The sequence below is a fragment of the Brachyspira alvinipulli ATCC 51933 genome (genome assembly GCF_000518245.1).
In the GTDB taxonomy this organism is placed as follows: Bacteria; Spirochaetota; Brachyspiria; order Brachyspirales; family Brachyspiraceae; genus Brachyspira; species Brachyspira alvinipulli.
On the sequence record NZ_JADF01000008.1, the window covers coordinates 190,509 to 217,041 of the forward strand.

The 26,533-nt window shown below is 26.3% G+C and carries 25 protein-coding genes; 6 read left to right on the forward strand and 19 right to left on the reverse strand.

Annotated elements, in window-relative coordinates; all coding sequences use genetic code 11:
- The first annotated feature begins 75 nt into the window (after window positions 1-75).
- Entirely contained in the window at window positions 76-1,164 is a 1,089-nt protein-coding gene (locus tag T324_RS0100720) for a glycosyltransferase (RefSeq protein ID WP_028328523.1), read from the forward strand.
- Between the two features lie 4 nt (window positions 1,165-1,168).
- Here the strand turns inward: T324_RS0100720 and dnaJ are convergent, their stop codons facing one another.
- The 12 genes from dnaJ to dnaA form a co-directional block, all read right to left on the reverse strand.
- The gene (gene dnaJ / locus T324_RS0100725) at window positions 1,169-2,299 is read right to left on the reverse strand and encodes a molecular chaperone DnaJ (RefSeq protein WP_028328524.1); all 1,131 of its coding nucleotides are present in this window, start codon (window positions 2,297-2,299) and stop codon (window positions 1,169-1,171) included.
- A gap of 64 nt (window positions 2,300-2,363) precedes the next feature.
- Complete coding sequence (locus T324_RS0100730; protein WP_038374911.1) at window positions 2,364-2,660, reverse strand: DnaJ domain-containing protein; 297 nt, start codon at window positions 2,658-2,660, stop codon at window positions 2,364-2,366.
- Between the two features lie 11 nt (window positions 2,661-2,671).
- Entirely contained in the window at window positions 2,672-3,361 is a 690-nt protein-coding gene (locus tag T324_RS0100735) for a YoaK family protein (protein WP_028328526.1), read from the reverse strand.
- A gap of 225 nt (window positions 3,362-3,586) precedes the next feature.
- The gene (locus T324_RS0100740; RefSeq protein ID WP_028328527.1) at window positions 3,587-4,408 is read right to left on the reverse strand and encodes an ankyrin repeat domain-containing protein; all 822 of its coding nucleotides are present in this window, start codon (window positions 4,406-4,408) and stop codon (window positions 3,587-3,589) included.
- A gap of 23 nt (window positions 4,409-4,431) precedes the next feature.
- Window positions 4,432-5,064 carry an ankyrin repeat domain-containing protein gene (locus T324_RS0100745; RefSeq protein WP_028328528.1) on the reverse strand — a complete coding sequence of 211 codons (633 nt, stop codon included), beginning with the start codon at window positions 5,062-5,064 and terminating at the stop codon, window positions 4,432-4,434.
- 27 nt (window positions 5,065-5,091) lie between these two features.
- Entirely contained in the window at window positions 5,092-5,997 is a 906-nt protein-coding gene (locus tag T324_RS0100750) for an Rpn family recombination-promoting nuclease/putative transposase (protein WP_028328529.1), read from the reverse strand.
- Between the two features lie 58 nt (window positions 5,998-6,055).
- The gene (locus tag T324_RS0100755; RefSeq protein WP_028328530.1) at window positions 6,056-6,904 is read right to left on the reverse strand and encodes an ankyrin repeat domain-containing protein; all 849 of its coding nucleotides are present in this window, start codon (window positions 6,902-6,904) and stop codon (window positions 6,056-6,058) included.
- On the reverse strand, window positions 6,901-7,314 hold the full coding sequence (locus T324_RS0100760) for an ankyrin repeat domain-containing protein (RefSeq protein WP_028328531.1): 414 nt from the start codon (window positions 7,312-7,314) through the stop codon (window positions 6,901-6,903). Before T324_RS0100760 ends, T324_RS0100755 begins: the two co-directional genes overlap by 4 nt.
- 111 nt (window positions 7,315-7,425) lie before the next feature.
- Entirely contained in the window at window positions 7,426-9,330 is a 1,905-nt protein-coding gene (gene dnaK, locus T324_RS0100765; protein ID WP_028328532.1) for a molecular chaperone DnaK, read from the reverse strand.
- 81 nt (window positions 9,331-9,411) lie between these two features.
- Entirely contained in the window at window positions 9,412-9,621 is a 210-nt protein-coding gene (locus tag T324_RS0100770) for a hypothetical protein (protein WP_028328533.1), read from the reverse strand.
- 24 nt (window positions 9,622-9,645) lie between these two features.
- The gene (locus T324_RS0100775) at window positions 9,646-10,260 is read right to left on the reverse strand and encodes a nucleotide exchange factor GrpE (protein WP_028328534.1); all 615 of its coding nucleotides are present in this window, start codon (window positions 10,258-10,260) and stop codon (window positions 9,646-9,648) included.
- Between the two features lie 607 nt (window positions 10,261-10,867).
- Window positions 10,868-12,259: a chromosomal replication initiator protein DnaA gene (gene dnaA / locus T324_RS0100780; RefSeq protein WP_028328535.1), complete on the reverse strand. Its 1,392-nt coding sequence runs from the start codon at window positions 12,257-12,259 to the stop codon at window positions 10,868-10,870.
- Between the two features lie 1,218 nt (window positions 12,260-13,477).
- On the opposite strand from dnaA, the gene T324_RS0100785 reads away from it, so the two are divergent.
- Window positions 13,478-14,830, forward strand: coding sequence for a UDP-N-acetylmuramoyl-tripeptide--D-alanyl-D-alanine ligase (locus T324_RS0100785; protein ID WP_028328536.1), 1,353 nt, complete (start codon window positions 13,478-13,480; stop codon window positions 14,828-14,830).
- Between the two features lie 10 nt (window positions 14,831-14,840).
- Entirely contained in the window at window positions 14,841-15,599 is a 759-nt protein-coding gene (locus tag T324_RS0100790; protein ID WP_028328537.1) for a DUF4261 domain-containing protein, read from the forward strand.
- Window positions 15,600-15,620: 21 nt separating this feature from the next.
- Here T324_RS0100790 and T324_RS0100795 read toward each other — a convergent pair whose 3' ends face one another.
- From T324_RS0100795 to T324_RS0100825, 7 genes are all read right to left on the reverse strand, one after another.
- Window positions 15,621-16,073, reverse strand: coding sequence for a hypothetical protein (locus tag T324_RS0100795; RefSeq protein WP_028328538.1), 453 nt, complete (start codon window positions 16,071-16,073; stop codon window positions 15,621-15,623).
- A 60-nt stretch (window positions 16,074-16,133) separates the two neighbouring features.
- Entirely contained in the window at window positions 16,134-17,534 is a 1,401-nt protein-coding gene (locus T324_RS0100800) for an ABC transporter permease (protein WP_028328539.1), read from the reverse strand.
- Window positions 17,534-18,574 (reverse strand): ABC transporter permease, encoded by a 1,041-nt coding sequence (locus T324_RS0100805; protein WP_028328540.1) that lies wholly within the window; start codon window positions 18,572-18,574, stop codon window positions 17,534-17,536. The genes T324_RS0100800 and T324_RS0100805 overlap by 1 nt, the downstream gene beginning before the upstream one ends.
- A gap of 121 nt (window positions 18,575-18,695) precedes the next feature.
- Complete coding sequence (locus T324_RS0100810; protein WP_028328541.1) at window positions 18,696-19,124, reverse strand: hypothetical protein; 429 nt, start codon at window positions 19,122-19,124, stop codon at window positions 18,696-18,698.
- 67 nt (window positions 19,125-19,191) lie between these two features.
- Window positions 19,192-20,316 carry a sialidase family protein gene (locus T324_RS0100815; protein ID WP_028328542.1) on the reverse strand — a complete coding sequence of 375 codons (1,125 nt, stop codon included), beginning with the start codon at window positions 20,314-20,316 and terminating at the stop codon, window positions 19,192-19,194.
- Between the two features lie 314 nt (window positions 20,317-20,630).
- Window positions 20,631-21,194 carry a hypothetical protein gene (locus tag T324_RS16385; protein ID WP_245580596.1) on the reverse strand — a complete coding sequence of 188 codons (564 nt, stop codon included), beginning with the start codon at window positions 21,192-21,194 and terminating at the stop codon, window positions 20,631-20,633.
- A 76-nt stretch (window positions 21,195-21,270) separates the two neighbouring features.
- Window positions 21,271-21,948, reverse strand: a complete 678-nt coding sequence (locus tag T324_RS0100825) for an 8-oxoguanine DNA glycosylase (RefSeq protein WP_028328543.1) — start codon at window positions 21,946-21,948, stop codon at window positions 21,271-21,273.
- A gap of 147 nt (window positions 21,949-22,095) precedes the next feature.
- Here T324_RS0100825 and T324_RS0100830 point away from each other — a divergent pair, with 147 nt between their 5' ends.
- The 3 genes from T324_RS0100830 (at window position 22,096) to T324_RS0100840 (ending at window position 26,518) form a co-directional block, all read left to right on the forward strand.
- Window positions 22,096-23,169 (forward strand): metallophosphoesterase family protein, encoded by a 1,074-nt coding sequence (locus tag T324_RS0100830; RefSeq protein WP_028328544.1) that lies wholly within the window; start codon window positions 22,096-22,098, stop codon window positions 23,167-23,169.
- Between the two features lie 24 nt (window positions 23,170-23,193).
- Window positions 23,194-25,353 carry an ATP-binding protein gene (locus T324_RS0100835; protein WP_028328545.1) on the forward strand — a complete coding sequence of 720 codons (2,160 nt, stop codon included), beginning with the start codon at window positions 23,194-23,196 and terminating at the stop codon, window positions 25,351-25,353.
- Window positions 25,354-25,420: 67 nt separating this feature from the next.
- Window positions 25,421-26,518: an NYN domain-containing protein gene (locus tag T324_RS0100840; RefSeq protein WP_028328546.1), complete on the forward strand. Its 1,098-nt coding sequence runs from the start codon at window positions 25,421-25,423 to the stop codon at window positions 26,516-26,518.
- The last annotated feature ends 15 nt before the right edge of the window (window positions 26,519-26,533 follow it).

The window sequence follows — 26,533 nt, forward strand, 5'->3', positions numbered from 1 at the left end:
TTATTAAGAATAATATCGGAATTGGATTTGCTATATTTTACTTGTAATAATTAAAAATGTAAAGAGTATGTAAAAGTGAAAGAAATTATTATTTTAGCATCTAATATAGGAAATATAAAAAATAAATCAAATCAATTTATTTTAAATATAATTGAATATTTTTATAAATCAAATATAAAAGTTACTGTATTTTCCAAATCATTTTCTAAAAATTTTCCTGCATATATAACTAGAAAACATTTATCTACAATATTATTAAAAAAATCAGCAAATGATATTGCAAAAATGTCTGAAAATGCAGATGCAATTATAGCCGTTGATTTTCCAATGAATATAATAGCATCTATGACTAAAAATATATTGATAAAAAAAAATAGAGGAAAAGTACCTATAATAGTTTGGTATGCATTGAAGTTCCAAAACCATTTATATTTTTATGATAATAATATAGAGCAAAATAAATTAACTGATAAAGTTTTAAGAAAATTAGATTATGAACATACATCAAATATAGATATTATAATATGCGGAAGTAATAAAGTAAAAGAGAAAATATTGTATCTGCATAAAAATATAAAAAACATAGAAGTTATATATCCATATTTTTCACCGTATATATTTTTTAATAATAAGCAGCATAAAGAAAAAGAAAAAAATATTATTATTTTTTACAATAATGAAGAAAGTATATTTAAATGTACATCTGCTTATGCTCAATATTTAAAAGAAAGCGATGAGGTATATAGATTAAAAATTGTAGGCTACAATAAAGATATAATAAAAAATATAAAGAAATTGAATATAGAACAATATGTTGACTTTATAGAAGAAGATGATAATTCAAAAATAGCAAATGAAATAGAAAATTCAAAAGCTATAATAATACATGATACTAATGATTCTTTTTATACCGAATTAGTTTCTGCTTGGCATTATAAAACATTGCCTATAATAGATGAAAAAAGTTCATCTGCTGAAATTGCTGATGATGGAAAGAATGCTTTAATATATAATTCAAAGAATCCAATTTCAATAATATCAAAAATAAAAAAAATGGCCGAAAACAAAAAAACTTATGAAGTATTTATGTCATCAGCCAATTATAATCAAAACTCTAATGAAATATTAGAATTGATAAATAATTATTCATTAAGCAGCAATTAATTATTTACCAATTATTTTTATTTGGTTTTCTTAAAACAGGTTCGTCATTATTAGGCATAACCTTTTTAAGTTCATTAAATAATCTTTTCTCCTCAGAAGATAATTTATCAGGAACATCAATATTAACAACAACAAATAAATCTCCTCTGCCGGATCTGTTAATATGAGTAGCACCGCTTCCCTTTAACTTAAATACTTGTCCGCTATTTGTACCTGCTGGTATTTTTATTTTAACTTTCTTTTTATCCAATGTCTGTATATAAATGTCAGTACCCAACGCAGCCTGAACAATGTTTATACCAACCTCTGTTATTAAATCTATACCATCTCTAACAAAATATTGATGCGGAGAAACATGTATATATAAATATAAATCTCCTGAAACACCTCCGCCTATTGCCTCACCCTCTCCGCTGATTCTAAGCTGAGTATTATCATCAATTCCTTTAGGTATATTAACAGATATTGTTTTATTCTTTTTAACTGTACCAGTACCTTTACAATTTTTACAAGGAGTAGTTACTATAGAACCGCTGCCATTACATCTGCTGCAAGTTCTTCTAACACTAAAAAATCCTTGTGCCATTCTAACCTCTCCGCTTCCTCCGCAAGTAGGACAAGTTTGAGTTTTAGTTCCTGGTTCTGCTCCTGTTCCATGACAAACATCGCAAATATCTTTTTTATCCAGCTTTATTTCCATTTTTTTGCCAAATACAGCATCTTCCAATGAAAGTGTTACATCATGTCTTAAATCATTGCCGCGTCTTTGAGATCTTGAACCTCTGCCTGAAAATCCGCCTCCAAAGAATGAACTGAATATATCATCCAAATCTCCAAATCCGCCACTTCCGCCAAACATTGATGAAAAGTCAAAACCTCCTCTTCCATAAGCATCAGCAAAATCACTATGAACTCCTTGGAAACCAAATTGATCATACTGAGCACGTTTCTTTTCATCAGATAATATTTCATAGGCTTCTGTAGCCTCTTTGAATTTCTCTTCCGCCTCTTTATTACCAGGATTCCTATCCGGATGGTACTGCATAGCTAATTTTCTATATGCTTTCTTTATTTCATCACTAGTAGCTGTTTTTGCAACTCCCAAAACTTCGTAATAATCTCTTTTTTCTGCCATTTATTATATCCTCATATAAATTTACTCTATACAAAATGAAAATATATAAAATATTCTCAATAATTTATTTTTTGCTTTTAGTGAAAATTAAACCTAAACCAAGACCAAGTACGGCCAAACCTCCAATAAAATATTTACTATTAGCTAAATATTTTAAATTATATTCCATACGCTTTTTTTCATCAGATAATATTTCATAAGCCTCAGTTATATCTTTAAATTTTTCTTCTGCATCTATATTACCAGAATTTCTATCCGGATGATATTTCATAGCTAATTCTCTATAAGATTTTTTTATACTTTCAATATTAGAAAATATATTAACATTAAGTATTTTATAATAATCTTTTTTATTATTCATAAATATACCTCTTAATCAAAAAACATCAAACTTTCAACAACTAATAATAATCCGGAAGCAATCCATATAGACCTAATACCAAACATATTAGTAAAAAAACTTCCTAAAAAAGCACCAAAAGTAAATGAAAAAAGAATTGTTAAATATATAAGTCCATTTTTTAAACCAGTCTTATCTCTATTAAATAAAAATCTAAATAAATTATCCGAAGCCGATTTTAAATTACCTGTACACATATTAGTAACATAAGCAAGCCCTTCAACCTTATTGAAAGTTATCATCAAAGTTGCTGACATAAATGATATAACACTAACAACTATAATATTTGAAACACCTTTATGTAAAAAACCAACTATAAAAAGTATAATAGCAGACATTAGTATAATAACATATTCCAATTCCATTAACTTCTTTTTATTTAAAACTTTTTTTATATATAAAGCAGTCCAAATACCAACAATAAAAACGGAAATAGGTATTAAGTAATGCATAGTATCCATAAATTCTTTCTTTGCAAAATGCATAGCAAAAAATATCATATTTCCAGTTTGAGCATAACCAAATACTCCATCTCTGGTAATATAAGTATAAGCATCAACAAAACCGCCAACTAAAGTAAGTATTGAAGCTACATATATAGTTTCAGTTGTATGCATCGATTCATTTTTTCTTTTTATAAAAGCAATTATACTATTTTTCACTTTTTAACCCATTTATTATTGCTAAATATTATAACACAAAAATACATTTTTAGAAATATTATAATATATTTTAGCTTATATAAATTTATAATTTAGTATCTTCTCTATATTAGCATAGAAAATTGTATATACAAATTTTTATCTTACTTATTAAAAAATAATTGTACATCTATTATATAAAAAATAATCAAATAATAAAAGAGCAAATTTAAAATATATTTTTAATTATTCATCTCCATTAGATTTTAATAATTCAGCAATTTCACTGTTTCCAAACTCCAAAGCATAATTAAAAGCTGTTTTATTATCTACATCCTTTTTATTAATATTAACTCCTTTATCTAGCAAATATTTTACAACTTCTAAATAACCATTCGCACAAGCATACATCAAGGCTGTTCTTCCGTCTGTATTTGCTTTATTAATATTAGCACCTCTTTCTATTAAATATTTGGCAGCATCTAAATTACCATTTGCACAAGCATATATTAAAGCTGTTCTGGAAGATGTATCCTCTTTATCAATATCAGCTCCTCTTTCTACTAAATATTTAATTATATCTAAATTGCCATTCTGTGAAGCAGATATTAAAGCATAAGTATTTTTAACATCGGCTCCTTGTTCTACTAAATATTTAACTATATCTAAATGTCCGCCCAATGAAGCATAACTTAAAACATAACTATCTTTTATATCAGCACCTTTTTCTATTAATAATTTAACTATTTCTAAATGCCCATTCTCTGAAGCATAAACTAAAGCATAATTATCTTTAATAAAAGCTCCGTTATCTATCAAAAGTTTTAATACATCTAAATGTCCATTTAAAGAAGCATAATCCAAAGCCATTCTGCTGTCTCTGTCTTCTCTATTTATATCAGCACCTTTTTCTATTAACAATTTAACTATTTCTAAATGCCCATTAAAAGAAGCAAAAATTAAAGCTGTATACCCATCTTTATCCTCATAATTAATATCGCATCCGGATTCTATTAAATATTTTACTTTGACCAAATCTCCGTTTTTTGCTGCCTCTAATAATTCCATATATATTTCCAAAAATTTAATTATCAATAATTTTTCAAAAGATTAACTATTTCTAAATGCCCATTTTTTGAAGCATCACTCAAAGCATGCCTATCATTTTTTATATCAGCACCTTTATCTATTAAATATTTAACAACCTCTAAATGTCCATTCTTTGCAGCATTGCTTAGAGGTGTTATTCCATATTTATCACCTATTATATTTATATCTGCTCCCTGTGAAACTAGATATTTTACTATATTTAAATGTCCGCTTCCTGCAGAGTACAGCAAAGCAGTTCTGTAGGAATAATCTCTCATATTAACATCTGTTCCTAATTCTATTAAATATTTAACTATATCAAAATATCCATTTTCTGAAGCATACATCAAAGCATGCCTGTCATTTTTGAATTCTGCTCCTTTATCTATAAGCAGTTTTACAATTTCTAAATAACCATTCTTAGAAGCAGAACTTAAAGCATGTCTATCATTTGAAACATCATACCCTTTATCCAATAAATAATTCACTATTTCTAAATATCCGTTTTCTAAAGCATACATCAAAGGAGTTTTATAATAGTCATCTTCTGTATTGACATCATATCCAGATGATATTAAAAATTTTACTTTTTCAAAATCATTATTTTTAATGGCTTCTAATAATTTCGTATTCATAATAAAAAATAAGAACTAATTATAAAATTACAACTTAGAAATTTCTTCCGTACTTAAACCCGTTATTTTACTTATCAAATTTATATCAAGATTTTCATTCTTCATATTTTTAGCTAAATTATATTTTTCTTTTTCAATACCTTTTGACATGCCTTTTTCTTCAGCTTTTTGTAAATCTAATTTAATACTTTTATCAAAGAAGTATGCATCTATTTCTCTTTTTTTATACTTATCAATTACAGGACTATTATTAACAAAAGTATTACATTTTTTTTCTACTTCTTCAAATATTGTATTTTCTTTTATTAAAACAGACATATCTTCTCCTTTAAAAAATTTTATCCAAGAAACAAATTCCTTATTCAATTTATCAAAGTCTTCAATTTGTGGAATATTATCCAAATTAAATTTTGGCAATTCTATAAAATGAATCTGACAATGATCAGTTAAAATTCTATTATTATTTAATTCTTTTAAAACATAACAAGTATGAAGTTTATTTTCATAAGATAAAATCAAATTGGTAATATTAATACTAGCAACAACTTTTAATTCCTCATATTCAGAACCTCTATTCAAGCTGCTGCTGTAATTATAAGCCCAATAATATAAAGCTCTTTTTATAAAATCTTCATTTCCTCTAGCCTGAATTTCTATTAAAACAACGATGCCTGTTTCTGTTATAGCTTTTATATCAACAATAGATTCTTTTTCATCGTAGTTTTCTGCAATATTAAACGGATTAAGTATTTCTATTTCTTTAAAAATTTCAAAATCTGAATCTTTAAATACTGAATTAATAAAATTCAAAGCTATATTTTCATTTCCAGAATAGGAAAATAAATACCTTAAAAATAGATCATTAATTCTATTTAAATTATTTATAGTTATAGGTTCATTTAATATTTGTTCTAATTTTTTTAAATCTTTCATAATAGTATTATACTAACATTACAGTAAATTGTCAAAGAACAAAAATTTAAAATATATTTTATTCTATAGCCCCTTTTGATTTTAAAAATTCTGCTACTTCTGAATGCCCATTTTTCACAGCATATCTCAAAGCAGTTCTACCCTTTTCATCCTTAACATTTATATCCGCTCCTGAATCTACTAATAATTTTACTATTTCTAAATGATTATTCATTGAAGCAAATATCAAAACAGTAACATCTGCTATATTTTTTAAATTAATATCTGCACCAGAATCTATTAACAACTTAACTATTTTTATATGACAATTTTTTGAGGCATACCATAAAGAATTACTATGTTTTATTAAATCACTTCCTTTTTCTATTAAATATTTTACTACATCAAAATGCCCATTCTCCGAAGCATATACTAAAGCAGTATCTCCGTCTCTATTTTCATTATCAATATCTGCACCTTTGTCGATTAAATACTTAACAATTTCCAAATAACCATTATTTGCTGCATACATTAAAGCCGTTTGATATCCATTGTCTTTTATATCAATTTTAGCCCCATTATCAATTAAACATTTTACAATATTGTAATGTCCATTTTGTGATGCATTCATTAAAGCCGTTTCGCCTCTTTCATCTTGAATATCAACATCTGCTCCCTGCTCTATTAAATATTTCACTATTTTTTCATGTCCGTTCATAGAAGCCATAATCAAAGCATCAGTATTTTCAGCATTATGCTCTATCAAATATTTAACAATTTCAAAATAACCAAATCCTGAAGCTGTATTTAAAGGAGTATTACCATATCTATTTTTTATATTGATATCAGCACCATTTGATATTAAAAATTTTATTCTATCAAAATCGTTCTTTTTAATAACTTCTATTAACTCAACATCTTTTTTCATACTGCTCCATTAGCTTTTAAAAATTCAACTATTTCTGAATGCCCATTTTTTAAAGCAGCCATCATAGCTGTGTTTAAATCATTAGCCCCTGAATCTATTAAAAGCTCAACCATTTCAAAATCTCCAATATAAGAATAATAAATTATCATTAATCTATATATGCATTGTACATCATTTACGCTATAATAAAATAAAACATTATTATAATCTAATTTTAATTTAGTTTCTGCATTAGAAGCACCAGTTATAATAAGCTCTTTTACTATATCTCTATGACCTTTTAATAATGCATATTCTAACGCTATATTAAGTTCATTATGTTCAAACTTTTCTGTTGTTTCTAATATGTTTTTTACTTTCTCTAAATCTCCAAGTCTGGCTGCTTTTACTAATTCTATATTTCTTTTCATTAATAATCCCCCTATAAATATTAAAAATATAGGCGGCTGAAAATCAAAACTTAAAAATTAACTTCCAACCGCCCATTAGACTTTATATATTCAACTTTTACTTTTTATCTATTATTTATTATCATCAACAACTTCATAATCAGCATCAACTACGCCGTCATCTTTTCTGCCTGATGATTCTCCGCCTGATGATGATTGACTGCCTGCATCAGGCTGTGCTCCTGCTTGTTTATAAAGTGCCTCTGAAGCTTTGCTCCATGCTGCCTGTAAATCATCTGTAGCTCTTTTAATACTATCTGTATTATTAGATTCTACTGCTGATTTTAATGCATTCATTTTTGACTCAATCTCTGATTTATCAGAAGGCTGTAATTTATCGCCGTTTTCTTTCAACAATTTTTCTGTTTGATAAATCATGTGGTCAGCATTGTTTTTAGCTTCAACTTCTTCTTTTTTCTTTTTATCTTCCTCAGCATGTTTTTCAGCATCCTGAACCATTTTATTTATTTCATCCTCGCTTAATCCGCTTGAAGATTCTATTCTTATTTTCTGCTCTTTACCAGTACCTAAATCTTTAGCTGTAACATGTACGATACCGTTAGCGTCTATGTCAAATGATACTTCAATTTGAGGTACTCCTCTTGGTGCAGGAGGTATTCCTACTAAATCAAATCTTCCAAGCTCTCTGTTGTCATTAGCCATTTTTCTCTCACCCTGTAATACTCTAATAGTTACAGATGATTGATTGTCTGCTGCTGTAGAGAATACTTGTTTTTTGTTTGTAGGTATAGTAGTGTTTCTGTTGATTAAAACAGTCATTACTGAACCTTCTGTTTCAATACCAAGTGAAAGCGGAGTAACGTCAAGAAGAAGTACATCTTTAACATCACCTTTAATGATACCGCCTTGTACTGCAGCTCCCATTGCTACTGCTTCATCTGGGTTTACACTCTTATTTGGTTCTTTTCCAAAGATGTTTTTAACTATTTCCTGTACCATAGGAACTCTTGTTGAACCGCCTACAAGTATAACTTCATCTATATCGCTAGTAGAAAGTCCTGCATCTTTCAATGCTTTTTCACATGGTATGCGTGTTTTCTCTACTAAGTCTCTAATTAAATCCTCAAATTTTGCTCTTGTTAAAGATACATTCAAGTGTTTAGGACCTGAAGCATCAGCTGTCAAGTATGGCAAATTAATATCAGTTTGTAATGAGCTTGAAAGTTCTTTTTTAGCTTTCTCGCCTGCTTCTTTTAATCTCTGTAAAGCCATTTTATCATTATTCAAGTCAACACCTGTATCCTTTTTAAACTCATCTATTAACCAATCAATAATAGCTTGGTCGAAGTCATCACCGCCCAAGTGAGTATCACCATTTGTACTTTTTACTTCAAATACTCCGTCAGCTAATTCAAGTATAGATATATCGAAAGTACCGCCGCCCAAGTCATAAACTGCTATTTTCTCATCTTTCTTTTTCTCCATACCATAAGCTAAAGCTGCAGCAGTAGGTTCGTTTATAATTCTCAATACATTAAGTCCGGCAATACGTCCAGCATCTTTAGTAGACTGTCTTTGGCTATCATTAAAGTATGCAGGTACTGTAATAATAGCATCAGTTACAGTTTCACCTAAATATTCTTCTGCTGTTTGCTTCATCTTTTGAAGTATTCTTGCACTTATTTCCTGAGGAGTGAAGTTTCCTTCTAAAGTTTTTATTTTTACTTTTCCGCCGTCTTCTAAAACTGTATAAGGCATTCTTGAACGCTCTTCTGATACTTCAGCATAAGTATTACCCATAAATCTTTTAATAGAGAAGATTGTATTTTCTGGGTTAGTTACCATTTGGTTTTTAGCAGGCTGACCTACTAATATTTCGCCTTTATTTGTAAATGCTACTATAGAAGGTGTTGTTCTGTTTCCTTCTGCATTTGTTATTACTACAGGTTTGCCGCCTTCCATTACTGATACGCATGAATTTGTTGTTCCTAAATCTATTCCAATTATTTTACTCATTATAAATTTCTCCTTTAAATTATTTAGTTGTTTTTAATATTAAAAATTAATACTATTATAAAAATTATTTATTTATTGTTATTAGTCTTTTGTCAGAACACTAACAACATACTCAGTATGACCATTACCTAAATGAGAAGTAGTAAGGTCAACATTTATCACTTCTTTGTCTTTAATGTGATTATTTATTGCATCACTTAAATCCTGCAGTACACCATTTATATGCTGTATATTTGCTTTTTTATCACCCTTTGGTTCATAATAAGCTCTAAAAAGTTGAATATGTGCCATAAAATCTCCTAGTTAATTTATTTATTAATTAGAGGCAGCCTGCGGTTTTCCGACTACTACCTTCGCTGTTCTCAAAAGTTCATCATTCAATTTATAGCCTTTAGCATATACTTCCACAACTTGTTCTTTATCAATATTAGGAACTTCTATCATAGTTAATGCTTCATGTACATTAGGATCAAATTCATCGCCCTCTTTTAATTCTATTTCAAAAACCCCATTATCATGTATAAAGTCTATAAATTGTTTATGTATTAATTCTATTCCTTTAAAATATTCGCTTCCCTGAATATTTGAATCTTTTTCCAAAGATTTTAAAGCCCTTTCAAAATTATCCATAAAATTCAAAAGTGACAATAATAAATCTTTATTAGCTCTTTTAATACCATCTGCTTTTTCTTTGGCAGTTCTCTTTCTAACATTTTCCACCTCTGCCATTGCATACATATATTTATTTTTCATATCAGCAGATTCATTTTCTAACTCTTCTATTCTTTTTTTCAAAACAGCTACTTCATCTTCTTCTGCATTATTATTATTTTCTTCTACACAGCCTTCCTCAGAATTATTATTTTCTATTTCTTCTGTTTCAGAATCTTTTTCAATATCATCATTAGTTTCTTTTATTTCTTCTTCCATTTAATCTCCTTCTAAGGATATTTATTTTATCGCACACTTATATATATGCAAAAAACGTGCCAATAACACTCAAATATAATATATATTTCAAAAATATTAAAATTATTACATACTAAAATCTAAAACAAATGCTATCAAAACTATTAATAACATTATAAATATATTTTGTTTAATATGTAAGACAATTACATTTTTAGCATATATATATACAATATATTTACTTAATATTCATATATAAAGTATTATATTAAATTAAATGAAAGTCAATATGTAAGAGTGATTACAGGAAATTAATAATTTTTATATGTTCAACATTATATAACTATAATCATTAGGCATATTAAATAGAATTAATTTGTATATTTTTTATACACACACTATTATAGATTTTGTATTATTTTAATACAATTAATTAAGACTTATATATAAATATCATTATATTCAACATATTTCAATAAAAAATGTTTAAAAAAAGCATCACCCTGAGAAAACACTGCAGGGTGATAAGGAGGTTTATGAAAAATTGTATTAATTTAACAATACTATTAAATTATATAAAAAATCACATAAAAGTCAATAATTTTTTTTTATTTTTATTTATATGAACTTATGAAATAGATGATATAATTTCATTAATTTCTGAATATATATGAGATCCGCTTTTTAATTCATCTTTTACTTTATCTCTGGCATGTATTATAGATGCATGATCTCTATTAAATTCAAGCCCTATTTCTGTAACAGACTTTTTTGAATATTCGCATGCTAAATATATAGCCACATGTCTAGCCTTTGATATAAATTTAGTTCTATCTTTACTTTCAAACAAAGACATTTCTATTCCATAATAATCTGAAACTAATTTCTTTATTTCTTTGACAGTAGCATTTTTTAATTTAGGCTTATTAGTAAAATAATCTTTAAATATACCCATTTTGTCGCATTGCTCAACATCCAGGGTTATTTTCATTATATCTCTTACAGATAAATATGCCCTTATAGCACCTTCAATCTTTCTAACATCTGTAGTTATATTTTCTGCCATATATTTCATAACTTCATCATCCATAGAAGTATGCAAATCTATTAATTTCCTTTCTATAATGGCAAGTCTTGTTTCATATTGAGGAGGTTCTATTGAAAGAATAAGACTCTTTTCAAATCTATTTTTCAATCTGGCTTCTATATTCCTTAATTCTTTAGGAGGCTTATCACTTACAAACACCATCTGCTTTCCTGCACTATCCAATGCTTGGAAAATTTCAAATAATTCTTTTGATGTTTCCTGAGCACTTTCAAGCAGCTGCAAATCATCCAATAAAAGCATATCCAAAGATTTATATTTTCTTTTAAAAACTTCTGGTTTCTTATTTTGAAGACTATATACATATTCATCTCTAAAACCGCTGCCGTCTATATAAAAAACTCTTGAGCTTGGATTAGAATCTATATAACTATTTCCTATTGCCTGAAGTAAATGCGTCTTTCCTATTCCAACACTTCCGTATATATAAAGAGGGTTATATTCTTTTCCGGGATTTGATGATACATATTTAGCTGCTTCAAATACATATCTGTTATTATTGCCTTGAATAAAATTATCAAATTTAAAATATTCATTCAAATTTGATTTTATTCTATTATCTGTAGCTGTTTCAGAAAAAACTTCTTTTTTATCAATTTTCTCTGAATATTCATTTTCATTATTTAAAATATTTATACTGTCAATTTTATCAATATAGTCTTTTACAAGTTCTGCATCAACTTTTACATCTATATCAACATCAATTCCAGCTTTATTTGATATGAATTCTTTTATTCTAGGCAAAAAATCTTTTTTTATATGTGTAGAAGCAAAATCACCGGAACATATTATAGAAGCTTTATTTTCATCATCAACTATAAATACACTTCCCTTTAACAAAGCAACAGCTGTAAACTCATTATCTTCATTTATAATATCTAAAAAATCATCCCAATATTGTTTTATATTTTCCATCTAATCATCTTCAATATATATTTCAACTACTTTATAATCGGTATTTATATTATAAAAATAATTGTACAACATACTTGTTTCAAAAGTAATCAATAAATATTTATAATGTTTTTTATTCTAATATTTAAATTTTATAATATGGCTTTTCCACATATACATGATTAATTTTTTTACACGTATAAAGACAGTTCCATTTGTAAAAAAACATAAAACTATGCCCGCATAAGAGAACCACATTTTTATATACTGAAAATTTTTAAGTTTGTCAATTTTTTTATTGTTTTCAACCGCACCGCTATAGGCTAACTTCGTAAAAGAACCATTGTAAAGCGTGCCTTCAGCAGGCGAAAGTAGAATATAAAAATTACTATTAAATCATAGTAATTATGTTTTACATGCAATATAAATTTAATAGTGAAAAATTAGATAATTTAGCCAACGCTTTGAAAATTAAAATTGCTTAAATTTTTTCAATTAAAACTAATATATTTATAAATGTTATTTTTGTATTTTAAATATTATCAAAAAAGTTATCTATATTTAGATATAATCCATTTAAAATAAATATTAATAAAATTCGTTTGTGATTAACCTCTAATATATCATATAAAAAATTACAATCAAAATATAAAAAACTCTGCCAAGCTTTTAATACCAACAGAGCCATTAATCCCACTTTCCTGTATATCCAGAAACAGTTTATTAAAACCGCTCTTTAAGCTATAAGCAACAGGGTATTGAGACTAAACTCTGTAAATCACTATTTCACACCAAACATTATTATTCTAACACTAAATACTAATATGTCAATTAATATTTTTTCATATTCATATATAAATAAAATTACATATCAAACTTGTTTCAAAAGTAAATCAATAAATATTTATACTATTTTTATTTTTAGTATTTTAAATTTTATAATTGAGGATTTCCACACTCTGCATACCCATATGGTAACTCAACTTCTTTTGGATACTGTCAGGTGCATACGAAGTACCCCTGCAGTGAGAAGCAAAGAGACAGCAACTTTATACATTAAAATCAATTATTACACAACATATAAAACATTATATTATAACTTAAATCATATTTATAATGATGTAGCTAATTTTACCAAGTAGTTTTGAAACAAATCTAATAATAAATTATACTTATTTACAATTTTTTATTTATATGGTTTAATTATGTTAACAATATAATTAAATTGGAAATATTATTATGGGTAAAACTTCATTAAAAGATATAATTACAATAGCAAAAGAATTAAATTCTAAATGTTCTAAAAATATAGAAGAACTAGATTTAAATAAAGAATTAGAAATATCCACTGACAGCAGAGATGATTTTGACAGCGGTAAATTATTTTTGGCAATAAAGGGTGATAAGTTTGACGGAAATAAATTTGCATTAGAAACTTATAATAAAGGATGCAGATATTTTATTTTAAGCGATGAAAGCATAAAACTTCCTGATGATGCAGCAGCTTTTTATACAAACGACACCATACTTTTCTTTATAAAACTCGCTAGAGAATACAGAAGAAGATTCAATATACCTATGATATCAATAACAGGAAGCTGCGGAAAAACTACTACAAAAGAATTAACTCATCTCTTTTTATCTACAAAATATAAAGCATTAAAAACAGAAGGCAATTTAAATAATGAAATAGGAGTTCCTAAAACAATATTTAATTTAGATAGCGGTTATGAAATAGCAGTTATTGAAGCTGGTATGAATCATAAAAATGAATTATTAAGAATATCTGAGGCGATAGAAGCTAATACAGTTATAATAAATAATGTAGAGCCTGTACATATTGCACATTTAGGTTCTATAGAAAATATTGCTTATGCTAAATCAGAACTTTTTAATCATACTAGAGAAAATGCTAATACTGTAATAAATAAGAACACTAATTGTGTTGATATATTAAAAAAAGAAGCAGAAAGAAACAATATAAAAAATATAATAGAAGCTGATATAAAAGAAATAATAAAAAAAGATGATAATACATTTGAATATAAAGGAATAACTTTTAAACATAATCTAATTGGAGATTTTAATTTGCATAATGTATTATCAGCATTAAAAGTAGCTGAACTTTATGATGTTGACTTGCAAAAATGTGCGGATATATTGATAACCTATGAATCTCAAAAAAACAGGATGCAAATAACTAATATAAAAGGATGCAATGTAATAAATGATTGTTACAATTCAAATCCTGCTGCATTAAAAAATATGCTTAAGTTTTTATCCCAAAGAAGCGAATCAAAAAAGATTGCTGTAATAGGCGATATGCTTGAAACTGAAACTGAAAACTCTTCTTATCATAAAAATATAGGAAATGTTATAAATGAATTAAAAAATATAGATGTTGTTATAGCAGTAGGAAAGCATTCAAAAGATATTTATGATACCATTAATTGTGAGAAATATCATTTTGACAATGCTCAAAGTACCTTAGAAAAAGTAAAAGAGTTTTTGCAAGATGATACAGCGATGTTAATAAAGGCTTCATTAGGTATGGGGTTTGCGGTTATAATAGATAATATAAAAGATATATAAAGGCCTAAATATGAACAAATTAATACAAAATAATTATATAATAGCCTTCATATTGTTAGATGATAAATATGTTAATGACTTTTCATCACAGTTAAACAAAGATTGGAATATAGATATAACGGTAGTTTCCCATAATAATAAAAACACATTTACAATAGATAATATAGATTTTGAATATGAACTTGCCCCTTTCAATGTGCCTGATAAGGAAGCAGAAATATTAATAAATTATAATGATATTAGAGAAGAAACTAAGCAAAAAATATTAAATCATAAATCCTTTTTATCTATTAAAGTTAATTCTTCAAATACAAAGTTCAGAGATATGGCTTTAACTTTTAGTAAAGTTTGTTACTCTATAATAAATCAAAATAACGTATCCGCTGTTTTAATAGGAGAAATAAATCTGCTTATTTCTAAAGATACATATTTATTTGAAATGAATGAATATATAAAAAATAATAACTACTTTCCAACTTGTTTATGGGTAAGAGTTGATATTTTTTCTGACGGCAACGGCAATCATGCTTATACTGAAGGACTTAAAAATTTTGGTAAATATGAGATTATGGCTTATAAAACTGTAAGAGAGGCTGACAGCATAATCAGAGTACTTATGATATTATCAAGGAGCATTATAGAAAATAATTTGAATCTTGAAGACGGCAACACTATGCAGACAGATGATGATTATATAGGAATGTTTAAATTCTTTGATAATAAATTCATTATGCTTGAAAAGAATTTAAAAGATTTAAAGAAAAATTAAGAATGAAATTATATATAATTACTACTTTATAGCCTTGTTTCTCATAAGAATTAAAGATAAATCATCAATACCATTTTCATTTTCAGTAAATAGAGAATAATATATATCATTAACATTCCAATATGCAATATACTCTTTTTTATCATTAGTTTCTATATTTATTTCTACATCTGTTTCTTCGTCAATATTTTTTCTATATTCTTTAAGATTGCTGTAAAAAGATAATAGTTCATCTAAATTCTTTGAAGCTCTATAATAATAATTAATGTTATTATAATCAAAATTTGCTTCTGCTATGGTTTTATTAACAATAGCATATTTAACATTTAGAGAGTTTTCAGGAGCAGGCACACAATAACCCAATACAGAAAAAGATTTGGTTGAATCAACAGGAACAACTTCAATTTTTCTATCATTATTAGAACATGATACAATAACAAATAAAATTACAAATACTAATTTTATAATATGCATAATTATCCTTGTATTAAGAATTATTAAAAATATATTAACAATATTTAATCAAAAAATCAATTATCTGCTTCTTAATTTAGGATGAAGTATTTTATCCAAAGCAAAACCCAAAAATGCAAATGACATACCTAAAATTGCAATCAAAATTCCTGGAGGTATTATCCACCACCAAAGCCCTGATAATACAGCAGAACCTTTCATAGCATCATGAAGAATCTGTCCCCAAGTAACTATAGAAGCATCTCCAAGTCCAAGTAAAGATAATGAAGATTCATAAACTATAGCAGAAGGCACAGCTAAAGCCATGGAAGCAAATGAAAATGGAAGAAGCAAAGGTGCTAAATGATTAAATATTATTCTAAAATGCCCTGCTCCAATAGTGCGTGCTGCCTCAATATATGTTTCTTCTTTAAGCTGCATAGCCATTGAACGAACCGTCATAACAGATCCAGTCCAAGAGAAAAATATCATCATGCTTATCATAGTCCATATACTAGGCTTGAATATTGCACTCATAACTATCATTACAGGTAGAACAGGAATCCCTATAAATATTTGATAAATAAACTGCATAACATTATCAACAAACCCTCCGAAATATGCAGATACTATTCCGTACATTACACCAATTATAACAGATATGAAACTCGTAGCTATACCTATAAACAATGCCCATTTAAGTCCTGATACCAAACCAGAAAATATATCACGCTTCATATTGTCAGTACCCATTATTCCGGACATAGAACCAACCAATACCATATAAGGTTCTTCAAAAACAGAATTATCTTCAGAAAATACTGCTGTAACTTCAAATTTATAAATACCTTTCAATGCTTTAAAATTTTTAGCCATATCATCTTTTTTAGTATTAAAAAGTATCTTCATAGGATTAGTTGTAAGAGTATCAATTTGTCTTGCTAGTATTCTAGGCACAGAATCTCTATAAAACCTAAATATTCTATTTTTTGAATCATTGAAAGCTGATATTCTTAAATCGCCGTTTATATTATGTAAACTATCAGAAAGTGTAATTACAACTCCGTCCGGTCTTGTTACATTCCAAATTAAACCTGTTGAACTATTGACGTTAGCATGAAAAATTAAATCTACAGGTGATTTGTCAAATTTATAATCATATTCAAATATTGCTTTATAAGTTAATTTATCATCTGTATAATTAGTTTCAATACTTATAGGCTTAATATCAGTTGTAATTGCTGACTTTTCCTTTTGAAAAAAGTTAAGCCATTCAGGAGATGCAGAAGCCGGATTATCCTGCCAATAAGTTATATCTCTCCATCTTTTTGGTGCCTCTTTATATGTTAAAATTAAAGGTTCAAATAACGAAATAAGTATTGCCAAAAATAATATGCATAATCCTACAACACCTGTTTTATCTTTTTTAAACTCATTAAAAAATTCTATTAATGGAGCAAGTTTTTTACTAATATTATGCATTACAGCTTGCCTCCAACTTTTATTCTAGGATCTAAGAATCCATAAGATATATCAAGAACAACTAATCCAAATTGATAAAGTGCTGTAGTTATTGCCAAGTTTCCCATAAGCACAGGTATATCATTTTGCTGAACTGATATCCAATATAGATTACCCAAACCAGGCCAAGAGAATATACCTTCAAATATTATTGATCCTGCAATAGAACCAAGAAGCCCCAATAAAGTTATAGTTACTATTGGAGGAGCCGAACTTCTTAATGTATGTCCTAACAATACAGATTTTTCTGATATACCTCTGGCACGTGCTGCCATTATATAATCTTCCTGCAATGTAGATAATACTATATTTCTAACAACAAATGAAAGTCCCCAAAAACCTATTAATGTTAATGTAATTAAAGGCAAAGACATATGCCATAACATATCCAAATAATACATTATTCCAGTGAGTGTTGGTATTGAATGAACGCCTCCCGAAGGAAACAAATTAAATTTATAAACCAATACCATTATTAGTATCATTGAAAGCCACCAAGTAGGCATACCGTAAACTATCATTGTAATTATACTTGTAGTTCTATCGAATAATCCGCCTGCCTTTCTTGCCTTTATGAGACCTATTATTAAACCTATTATCATTTGTATAACTGATGCTGTTGTAAAAAGTATTATAGAACGAGGGAGTGCCTCTCCTATTATTTTTATAACATCTCTATTTCCATTTGAATCCATCATAATTGCAGACTTACCAAATTGAAATGTTATTGTATTTATAGCTCTTATAAATATTCTCTCGCCTATGCTTCTATTAAGCCAGTATATATCATAATAGTATGCTCTTCTTTCTTTTATAAAATTTTCAACATCTTCAGTACGCATATTGCTTAAGCCTCTAACTTCAGCATTAATGGTTTCTTCTATCTGTGATTTTAGAGTTTTTTCACTAACAGTATTAAATATAGCAGATGACATAAACATAAGTATAATAAACATGATTATGCCTTTCAATATGCGTTTAATCACAAAATAAGTAAACATAATACAATCCTTTCGTACCATTATACTAAAAAGAATTAAAATTGTAAAGACTTATTATGTTAATTTAATTATGTTAATTATTAAAAAATTATTAACAGAATTGTATAAAAAGTATATAATATTAATTTTTTATAACTTCTCTAAATTTGGAAATATCAAACATTCTAGTTGTTTTACTCTTTTCAAGCGAAGCACGTATTATAAGCATATTAGAATCAATTAAATTATCATAAACATAATTAGAGTCTAAAACAATAGAACTTAGCCTATCTTCACTGGCTTTGCATTCTAAATTATCAGGCAAATCATCATCAAATCTGAAAAAGGCTTTATGAGTGCTGAATACAAAATCTTTACTGTTCCAATCTATTATTACTTCTTTATTTTTATTTTCTTTATTAACTTTAATAGTTAAATATGTATCCTCACTCCAAGATGATAATTTATAAGCTAATAATCTGTAAGTAATAATATTACCGCTGTCTATAATTTCCCATTCATTACCTTTTATCTGATAAACGCTAGGATCCATTATATCCTTATCATCCATATAAAACCCTCCAAAATTATTATTGATACTAATTATTATTTAGTTATATTTACTTTATACTATATTTTTAATTTAAAGTAAACCTTTTTAAAAATATTTTTCTAATTTTATTTTTTTCTTTATAACCATAATATACAGATGATATAATGCCATTATTTTCAATACACCAAGGATAACCGCAGTCTGTACTTTTCATTGAATTATCTATTATAATTTCTTCATTATTAACCTTATAATTAATTTTTTCTATATCAAATAATTCATCTACAATATCAAATACAATAGCTCTTATTCCATAAGGTTTTAATCTATATCCATAAGTTAAAATAACTTTACCATCTTCTAAAATAAATGGATTTAAAGGATATCCTTTTATATCTGTAAATACCGGTTTGGAAAAAGTTTTTCCTTTATCTTTTGAATAGCTTATAGAAGTTAATCCATATTCATTATTAACATGAGTACGTATGAATGATATTATATTATTTTTATAAGCTAGTAATGAAGGCTCTACATATTCTATCCTAGCTTTTTTTCCATTAATTTTTTTAAACTCAGTTTCGCACAAAAAACTTTTTAATTTCCAATCTATTAAATCCTTGCTTGAAATAATATAGCATTGATATTTACAGTCTTTTTTATTAATATTTTTTTTATAGGCATATATTGATGCAAATATTTCATTTCCAATTTTGCACATACTTCCTCTAATGGCAAAATTTTTCATAATAACATTATCACTATTTTTTATTTTTATAACATAAGGTTTTGAAAAAGTCTCTCCATTATCATAACTTATACATACTCCTATTCCGTCAAGCAATGCTATAGTATTATTATATTCTATGAATGTATAATCATTAAATAATTCTTTTTCATTCATTGGATGAAATGTATATCTAAAATAATATGCTATTATAGTTTTTTCATCTGCTCTAAAAAGCTGAGCATCCTGTTTTGCTGCAGAATCATATTCAGCAAATTCAAAAACCTTCTCTACTCTATTTTTATTTATAATGGCAAGCATTGATTTGCTTAAAGAATGCAGATGAGAATAATTTTTTTTTATTCTAGGAGCTGTTCTAAAACTTACCAAAAACCTTTTACTATCTAATTTAATAATACTTGGAAATGCTGGATATGAATTAATATCTTCAAATATAACATTTTCATCTAATATATTTATTTTCATATAAAAACCTTATAATCAGTATAAAATAATTTTCGGTATAAAAAAGTCCGCATATACAAAAATATACACGGACATTATTTATATTATAATTTTAATATTAGAATCTTAATGTTATACCTATTCTAGGCAATAATAAAGCTCTTATATTAGCATAAGTTTGATACTGTTTAAACTGTGCAAATTCAGGAATATTAAATATAGAAGATGACCAAGGAGCAACATAATAACCTATATCAAATAAAGAAATATCTAAACCTACCTGTACCGGCCAATTAGCACCTCTTTTTGGAAATAATTGTATTCTCCATCCGAGTTCAAGAGATAAATAAAGTCCTCCATGAGAATATATATATATCAGATATTGCTGCCTCTCTTAAAGCACTACCGCTTATAGAAACTGCTGTACCTCCGATTCTAGGAGATAAGAAAAATCCGAAAGGTGCTTTTTTACCGAAGAAGAATTTAACATTCAAAGACCATGGAACTGTACTAAAACTGATATCATATCTATCCATTTTTATCTGCCCTACAGAAAATACTATATCAAGACCTACTGTCATAAAATTAATAGGAGCAAAATCATAACTGAATCCCAAACCAAAAGCATAATGTTTAAGTTTAGTATCAATATAATTATCCGCCATACCTTGAGTCATATCATTAATAGTGCTTTGAATAGTAGGCTCAGCAATACCTATACCTATATTTAATAACCCTGCATACAGAGTAGGTCCAAAGTTAATACCAAATAAATTTCTTCCATGCATATAGTCTAAAAATTTATTTCCGGTAGGCTCTCCTATGTTTTGAGAAAATAATGATGCTGATGCTAAACTAAAAATAAATATTAAAGATAAAATGATTCTTTTTATTTTCATAAAGTATTCCTAAGTTTTATATATAAAATTATTATAAAATATACATTAAAAATAAGAAAGTCAATATTATATAATATTATTTAAATATATCATTTGTAGCATCATACCAAAATACAAAATCTAAATATTCCATTGGTATCTTTTCATCTTTTGAATACTTTACCAAATTTTCCTCGCATTTAAGATAATTATTCTTTGTAAGACTTGTTTTAGGAGTCATTCCTTCTGGAAGAATACTTAATTTATCCATTACCCTCATTATATGTCTGTCTAATATTCCAATCTTCTGCCCAAAACCTATATTTCTAAGAAAATGACTAGCCTCTTTAAGTCCGTATCCTTTAACCTCTTTAGCAAGTTCATTTCTTAATTCAACCATAGTATCATTTTTTACAGCTTCATTTATTCTATCTTTTAAAATAAACTTCTCTTTAGGAAAATATAATTGTCTTGCCAATACTATATTCTCAGCCTTCATATTATGAAATCTAACATGCTTAATCAAAATAGATGCCACTTTCTCAGCACTTCCTTTAAAAAGCAAATTATGATTATATAAATCAACTATAGCAGCAGCACCGCTTCTAGCCTTAGTTTGAGGAGTACATATACAAAATGCAAGCTCTGCAAAAAGTCTTTTATCATTATCTCTTTTATAAACTCTCTCAAAATATTCAAGTCTTCTTTTCATCCTCTCATGCAATACTTTATCTTTATATATACCCATTAAATGTTTAGCATATTCTTTATCCATAGTTTTAACCTTTATAAAATATTGAAAATTATATCGATAATACTACTATATAAATTAAATTTCAATCTATAATTACAAATATTGATTAATTAATATATTTAATTTATAATACAAAAATACAGCTTTTATTTTAAAGAGAATTTAATTATGCCTAAATTATTAATATCAAGCGATCTTCATCTAAGCATGCAAGAAAAAGAATATTCGCTTTCTGTATTAGACGAGATAATAAAGCATGCTGAGAATTATGATGCTTTGCTTCTTCTTGGAGACACTTTCAATACTTTTGAAGACTTGCAGGAACTTAAAGATATTTTCTCACAAAAATTAGAAAATTATCAAAAAAATGTATTGCTTCTTAAAGGAAACCATGAGAACCTAAAATCAAAAGGTATTACATTAGATAAGTTAAAATTCCCAAATAATGTAATAGTAATAGAAAACATATCATTTTTCAATGTTGATAATTTAGATATTATAGCATTGCCTTATAATGAAAAATACATAATAGATAACGAATTAAACAATAAAATAGAAAATTTAAATGCTGACATCAGAATAGTTATAGGGCATGGAATAGTAGAAGGAACATTATGGGCTATAGAAGAAAATGAAGAGCTTGCGATTATACCAATAGACATTATAAAAAAAATAGAACCTAATATAGCTGTAATAGGACATATACATAAACAAATGGAAGTTAATATTGAAAATACAGAAATAATATATACTGGCTCGGCAAGAATTTGGAGAAGAAGCAAATCAGAAATGGGTGTAAGAAGATGTTTAGCACTTGATATACAAGGCTCTTCAATAAATAAAACTTTTATTGATATTAAATCTGCAGGAGAATATAGAGTCTACGAATATAATATTCACGGCATAGATTCTAAATTGGATGAAGCTGCTAAAAAATGGAATGCTAATGATATTATAGATATTAATATATACGGAATAGCTGAAGATGAAAATGAAGTGGAAGAAAAGAAAAGCATTATAAAAAACAAATATTCTAAATATGCACGTGATATAAACATAAAAATTAATGAATTATTTTTATTAGAAAATGCATACAATGAGAGCATAATAAAAGAGTTTATAGATATAGCTACTGAATACGAATTTGAAACTAATAATGAAGAAGATTTAGAAATAGTTGAACTTGCCAAACGTTTGGGAATAGAAAAAATATCTGCTGCATTATCCAATAAAAAAAGATAATAAATTAAATATGGGAATAATTTTATGATTTTAAATTTAAATAAATTTGGAAAGTTTAAAAATAGATCATTTGAAATATCAGATGGTATTACTCTGTTTTATGGAGAAAATGAATCAGGTAAAACTACAATATTTGATTCTCTCATGCTTCTTCTATCAGAAAACAAAAAAACTTCTTCATTTGCCAAACAAATAAAATCAAGATACGGAGATGATATAGATATTTATCTTGAACCGGAAATAGAACCTTCAAAAAAAATACATCCTCAGTCATACAGCAATCTATATGCTATAAGACAAAGTGAAATAATATTTGAAATGTCTGACAGTAAAAAAGATTCTAAAGATTGGGAAAGCGAAATAAAGAAAAAATTATTTTCTTCAGATATTGATATAGGTAAAATAATATCCGAAATAAAGGCAGAATACTCAGGAAAATCTCAAACTTCAATACCTTCTTTATTAAAAAATCTTAAATACAGAAAAGAAGAAATTAAAGATGAATTGAATGAATTGTATAATAAAGCAAATACAGAAGTTAATAAAAAAGATAATTTAAAAGAATTAAATGAAGAATTAAACAAAAATGATATTTTAATAAAAGAAAAAATAGCAGAATATGGAAAACTCAATGAAACTATACATTCTCAAAAGAATTCTGAATTAAAGAATATCAAACTTGAACTAATAAAATTAATAAATGACTTTAATAAAAAAGATAAATTCTTAAGCGAAAATATATATTTGAAAGAAGATCATTCTCCTAAAATAAATGAGATAAGTAAAAAAATAGATGATTCTCAAAATAATATATCATATTTAAATGGAAAAATAGAAACAATAAAGAAGTCTGTAGAAGAAAAAAATAATACTGATTATGAAAGCAGAAAAATAAGAATAGACAGAGCAATAAAAAAAATAGACGACTTAATGAAAAAGAATCACAAAATACCAAAAGCTGTTTTTTTATCTATTGTTGTTGTAATAGCTTCATTTCTTAGTTTATATTTTAAAAACCCATATTGGTTTTTGATAATATTGCCTTCAATACCTTTCATGTTTATAAAAGAAGGAAATAATGATAAAACTATAAATGATATTTTAGATACACTTCCTGAACTGAGTATAAGAAGCAGTAATTTAGAACTTTCATCACTAAAAGATATACTGACAAAAGAATTGGCGAAAATAGAATTAATACTTTCTAAAAATGATGATGAAGAATTGAATAATTATATAAAAGAACTTGAATCTAATATGCAGAACTTAGATATTTACAATAAAGAATTATCAATTTTTTTTAAAAAGTTAAATGTAAGAGATAAAGAAAATTATTATGAAATCAAGAGCGATTATGATTCAATTTATAAAAACACAGAAGAAATATTTTCGAAATTAATGATGGAAGCAAAAAAACTTGGATTTAAAGATATACCAACATTGGAAGCTGATTGTTTTAGAGTTTTAAAAGAACTTGATGAAAAAGGTATAAATCCGGATAATTTTAATGAAATGGAATTAAGAAGTCTTGAAAACAGATTAAAAGAGCTCGAAAAAGAAATAAAATATATAGAAAACAATATGAATAAAATACTTTCCAATATATCCTACATAAAAGGAGAACTTAATAGTGCAGATGATGTTCATAATAATATAGTAGAACTTGAAAGTGAATTAAAGAAGAATGATGAGGAAATTATAGAATTAAACAAGAGAAGAAATGCTTTAGAATTATTAGAAAATATGCTTTCTAAAATCAATAGAAAAAATGATGATATATTTGAATCCCTTTCTAATGAAGCTAAAGTATTATACAATCATATAACAGGAAAAGATTTATCCGATAACGGCATAATGATGTCAGGATTTGATAAAAATAAAATAATGGTTAAAGATAAACAGAATGAAAGCAGAAATGTTGAGCTTCTTTCCTCAGCTACAAAAGATGCTGTTTATATAGCTATGCGTCTTTCTATACTGACAAAAATACATGAAGCTGGAAGGTTAATATTATTAGATGATCCTTTTATAACATTTGACAATAAGAGAACTAAAGAGGCATTATCATTCATAAAAGAATATTCCAAAAAATATCAAATTCCTGTGGCAATATTTACAAAAGATATTTTCATAAGAGATATAATAAAAGGATATGAAGAAGCTGTAATACATGAATTATCTTGAATTATTATTTCTTGTATTTTTATCAATTTATTTATAAAATATAAATAAAAAATATAGTGATAATATTATGAAAAGAATAGGTATATATATAGATTTGGAAAATGTAAGTCATTTAAGCTACGATGTAAATTTTGAATCAATGCTTAATAATATGTTTTTATTCTATAAGAATAATTTAAAAGATAAGGATATTTGCTACTCTGTTAAAAAAGCTTATGGGGATGCAAAGTCAATAAAAAAATATTCCAAAAAGCTAAGGGATTTACATATTGATGTAATCTATTCTGTACCTGTAAATAAAGCTAAAAATATGGCGGATATGATTTCTTCAATAGATGCATTTGAAGATTTTGTTATATATAAAAAAATAGATATAGCTATCTTTGTTACAAGAGATGTTGATTACAGTGTAGTTGTTGAAAGATTAAGCCGATATGGTGCTATAACTGCAATGGTTACAATATTTGATAATGCTAAAAGAGATATATTTAAAAATTCATGCAATCATATATTTAAAATAGAAGATTACAAAATAAATGAAAAAGAAGAAAAAGAAATAAAAACAGAAAATAAAATAGAAAAAAATGACTTTCTATTATGTTTTTATAATAAAATAACTGAAATTTATAATGGCATCAGCAGTACTGAAACTATAAAAATATCTATTTCGGATATATGCAATAAATTAAATGAAGATTTCAATCTCAAGAAAGGTAAAAGTGCAATAGAACAAACACAATTTAAAAAAATGAAAAATGTTCTTAAATATTTAAATAATAATGGTATAGAAACTAAAATAGATGGAGATGATTTCTATATAAATGATATTGATGTATTCAAAAATATAATGGGCAATATTTTAAATTTGAGCAGTTATGATATAAGCAAAAAAGATTTACTATTATCATTTAAAGATATATTAAATAATTGCGAAGAAAATAAAAATATACCATTGGCTAACACTATGAATGAAATAAACAAGAAATTTAATATAGGCAATGGTTCTAGTGTAATGAAACATACTAAATTTAAAAGACCTAGCAAATTTATAGATTATATAATAAAAAAAGATATCCCTATTGAATTAACCAACAAAGGAAACAGCTTCATTATAAAAGATAAAAATAAAACACTTGAAATGCTTGAAAATATAGCATATGAATAAAATAAAATAATCTAA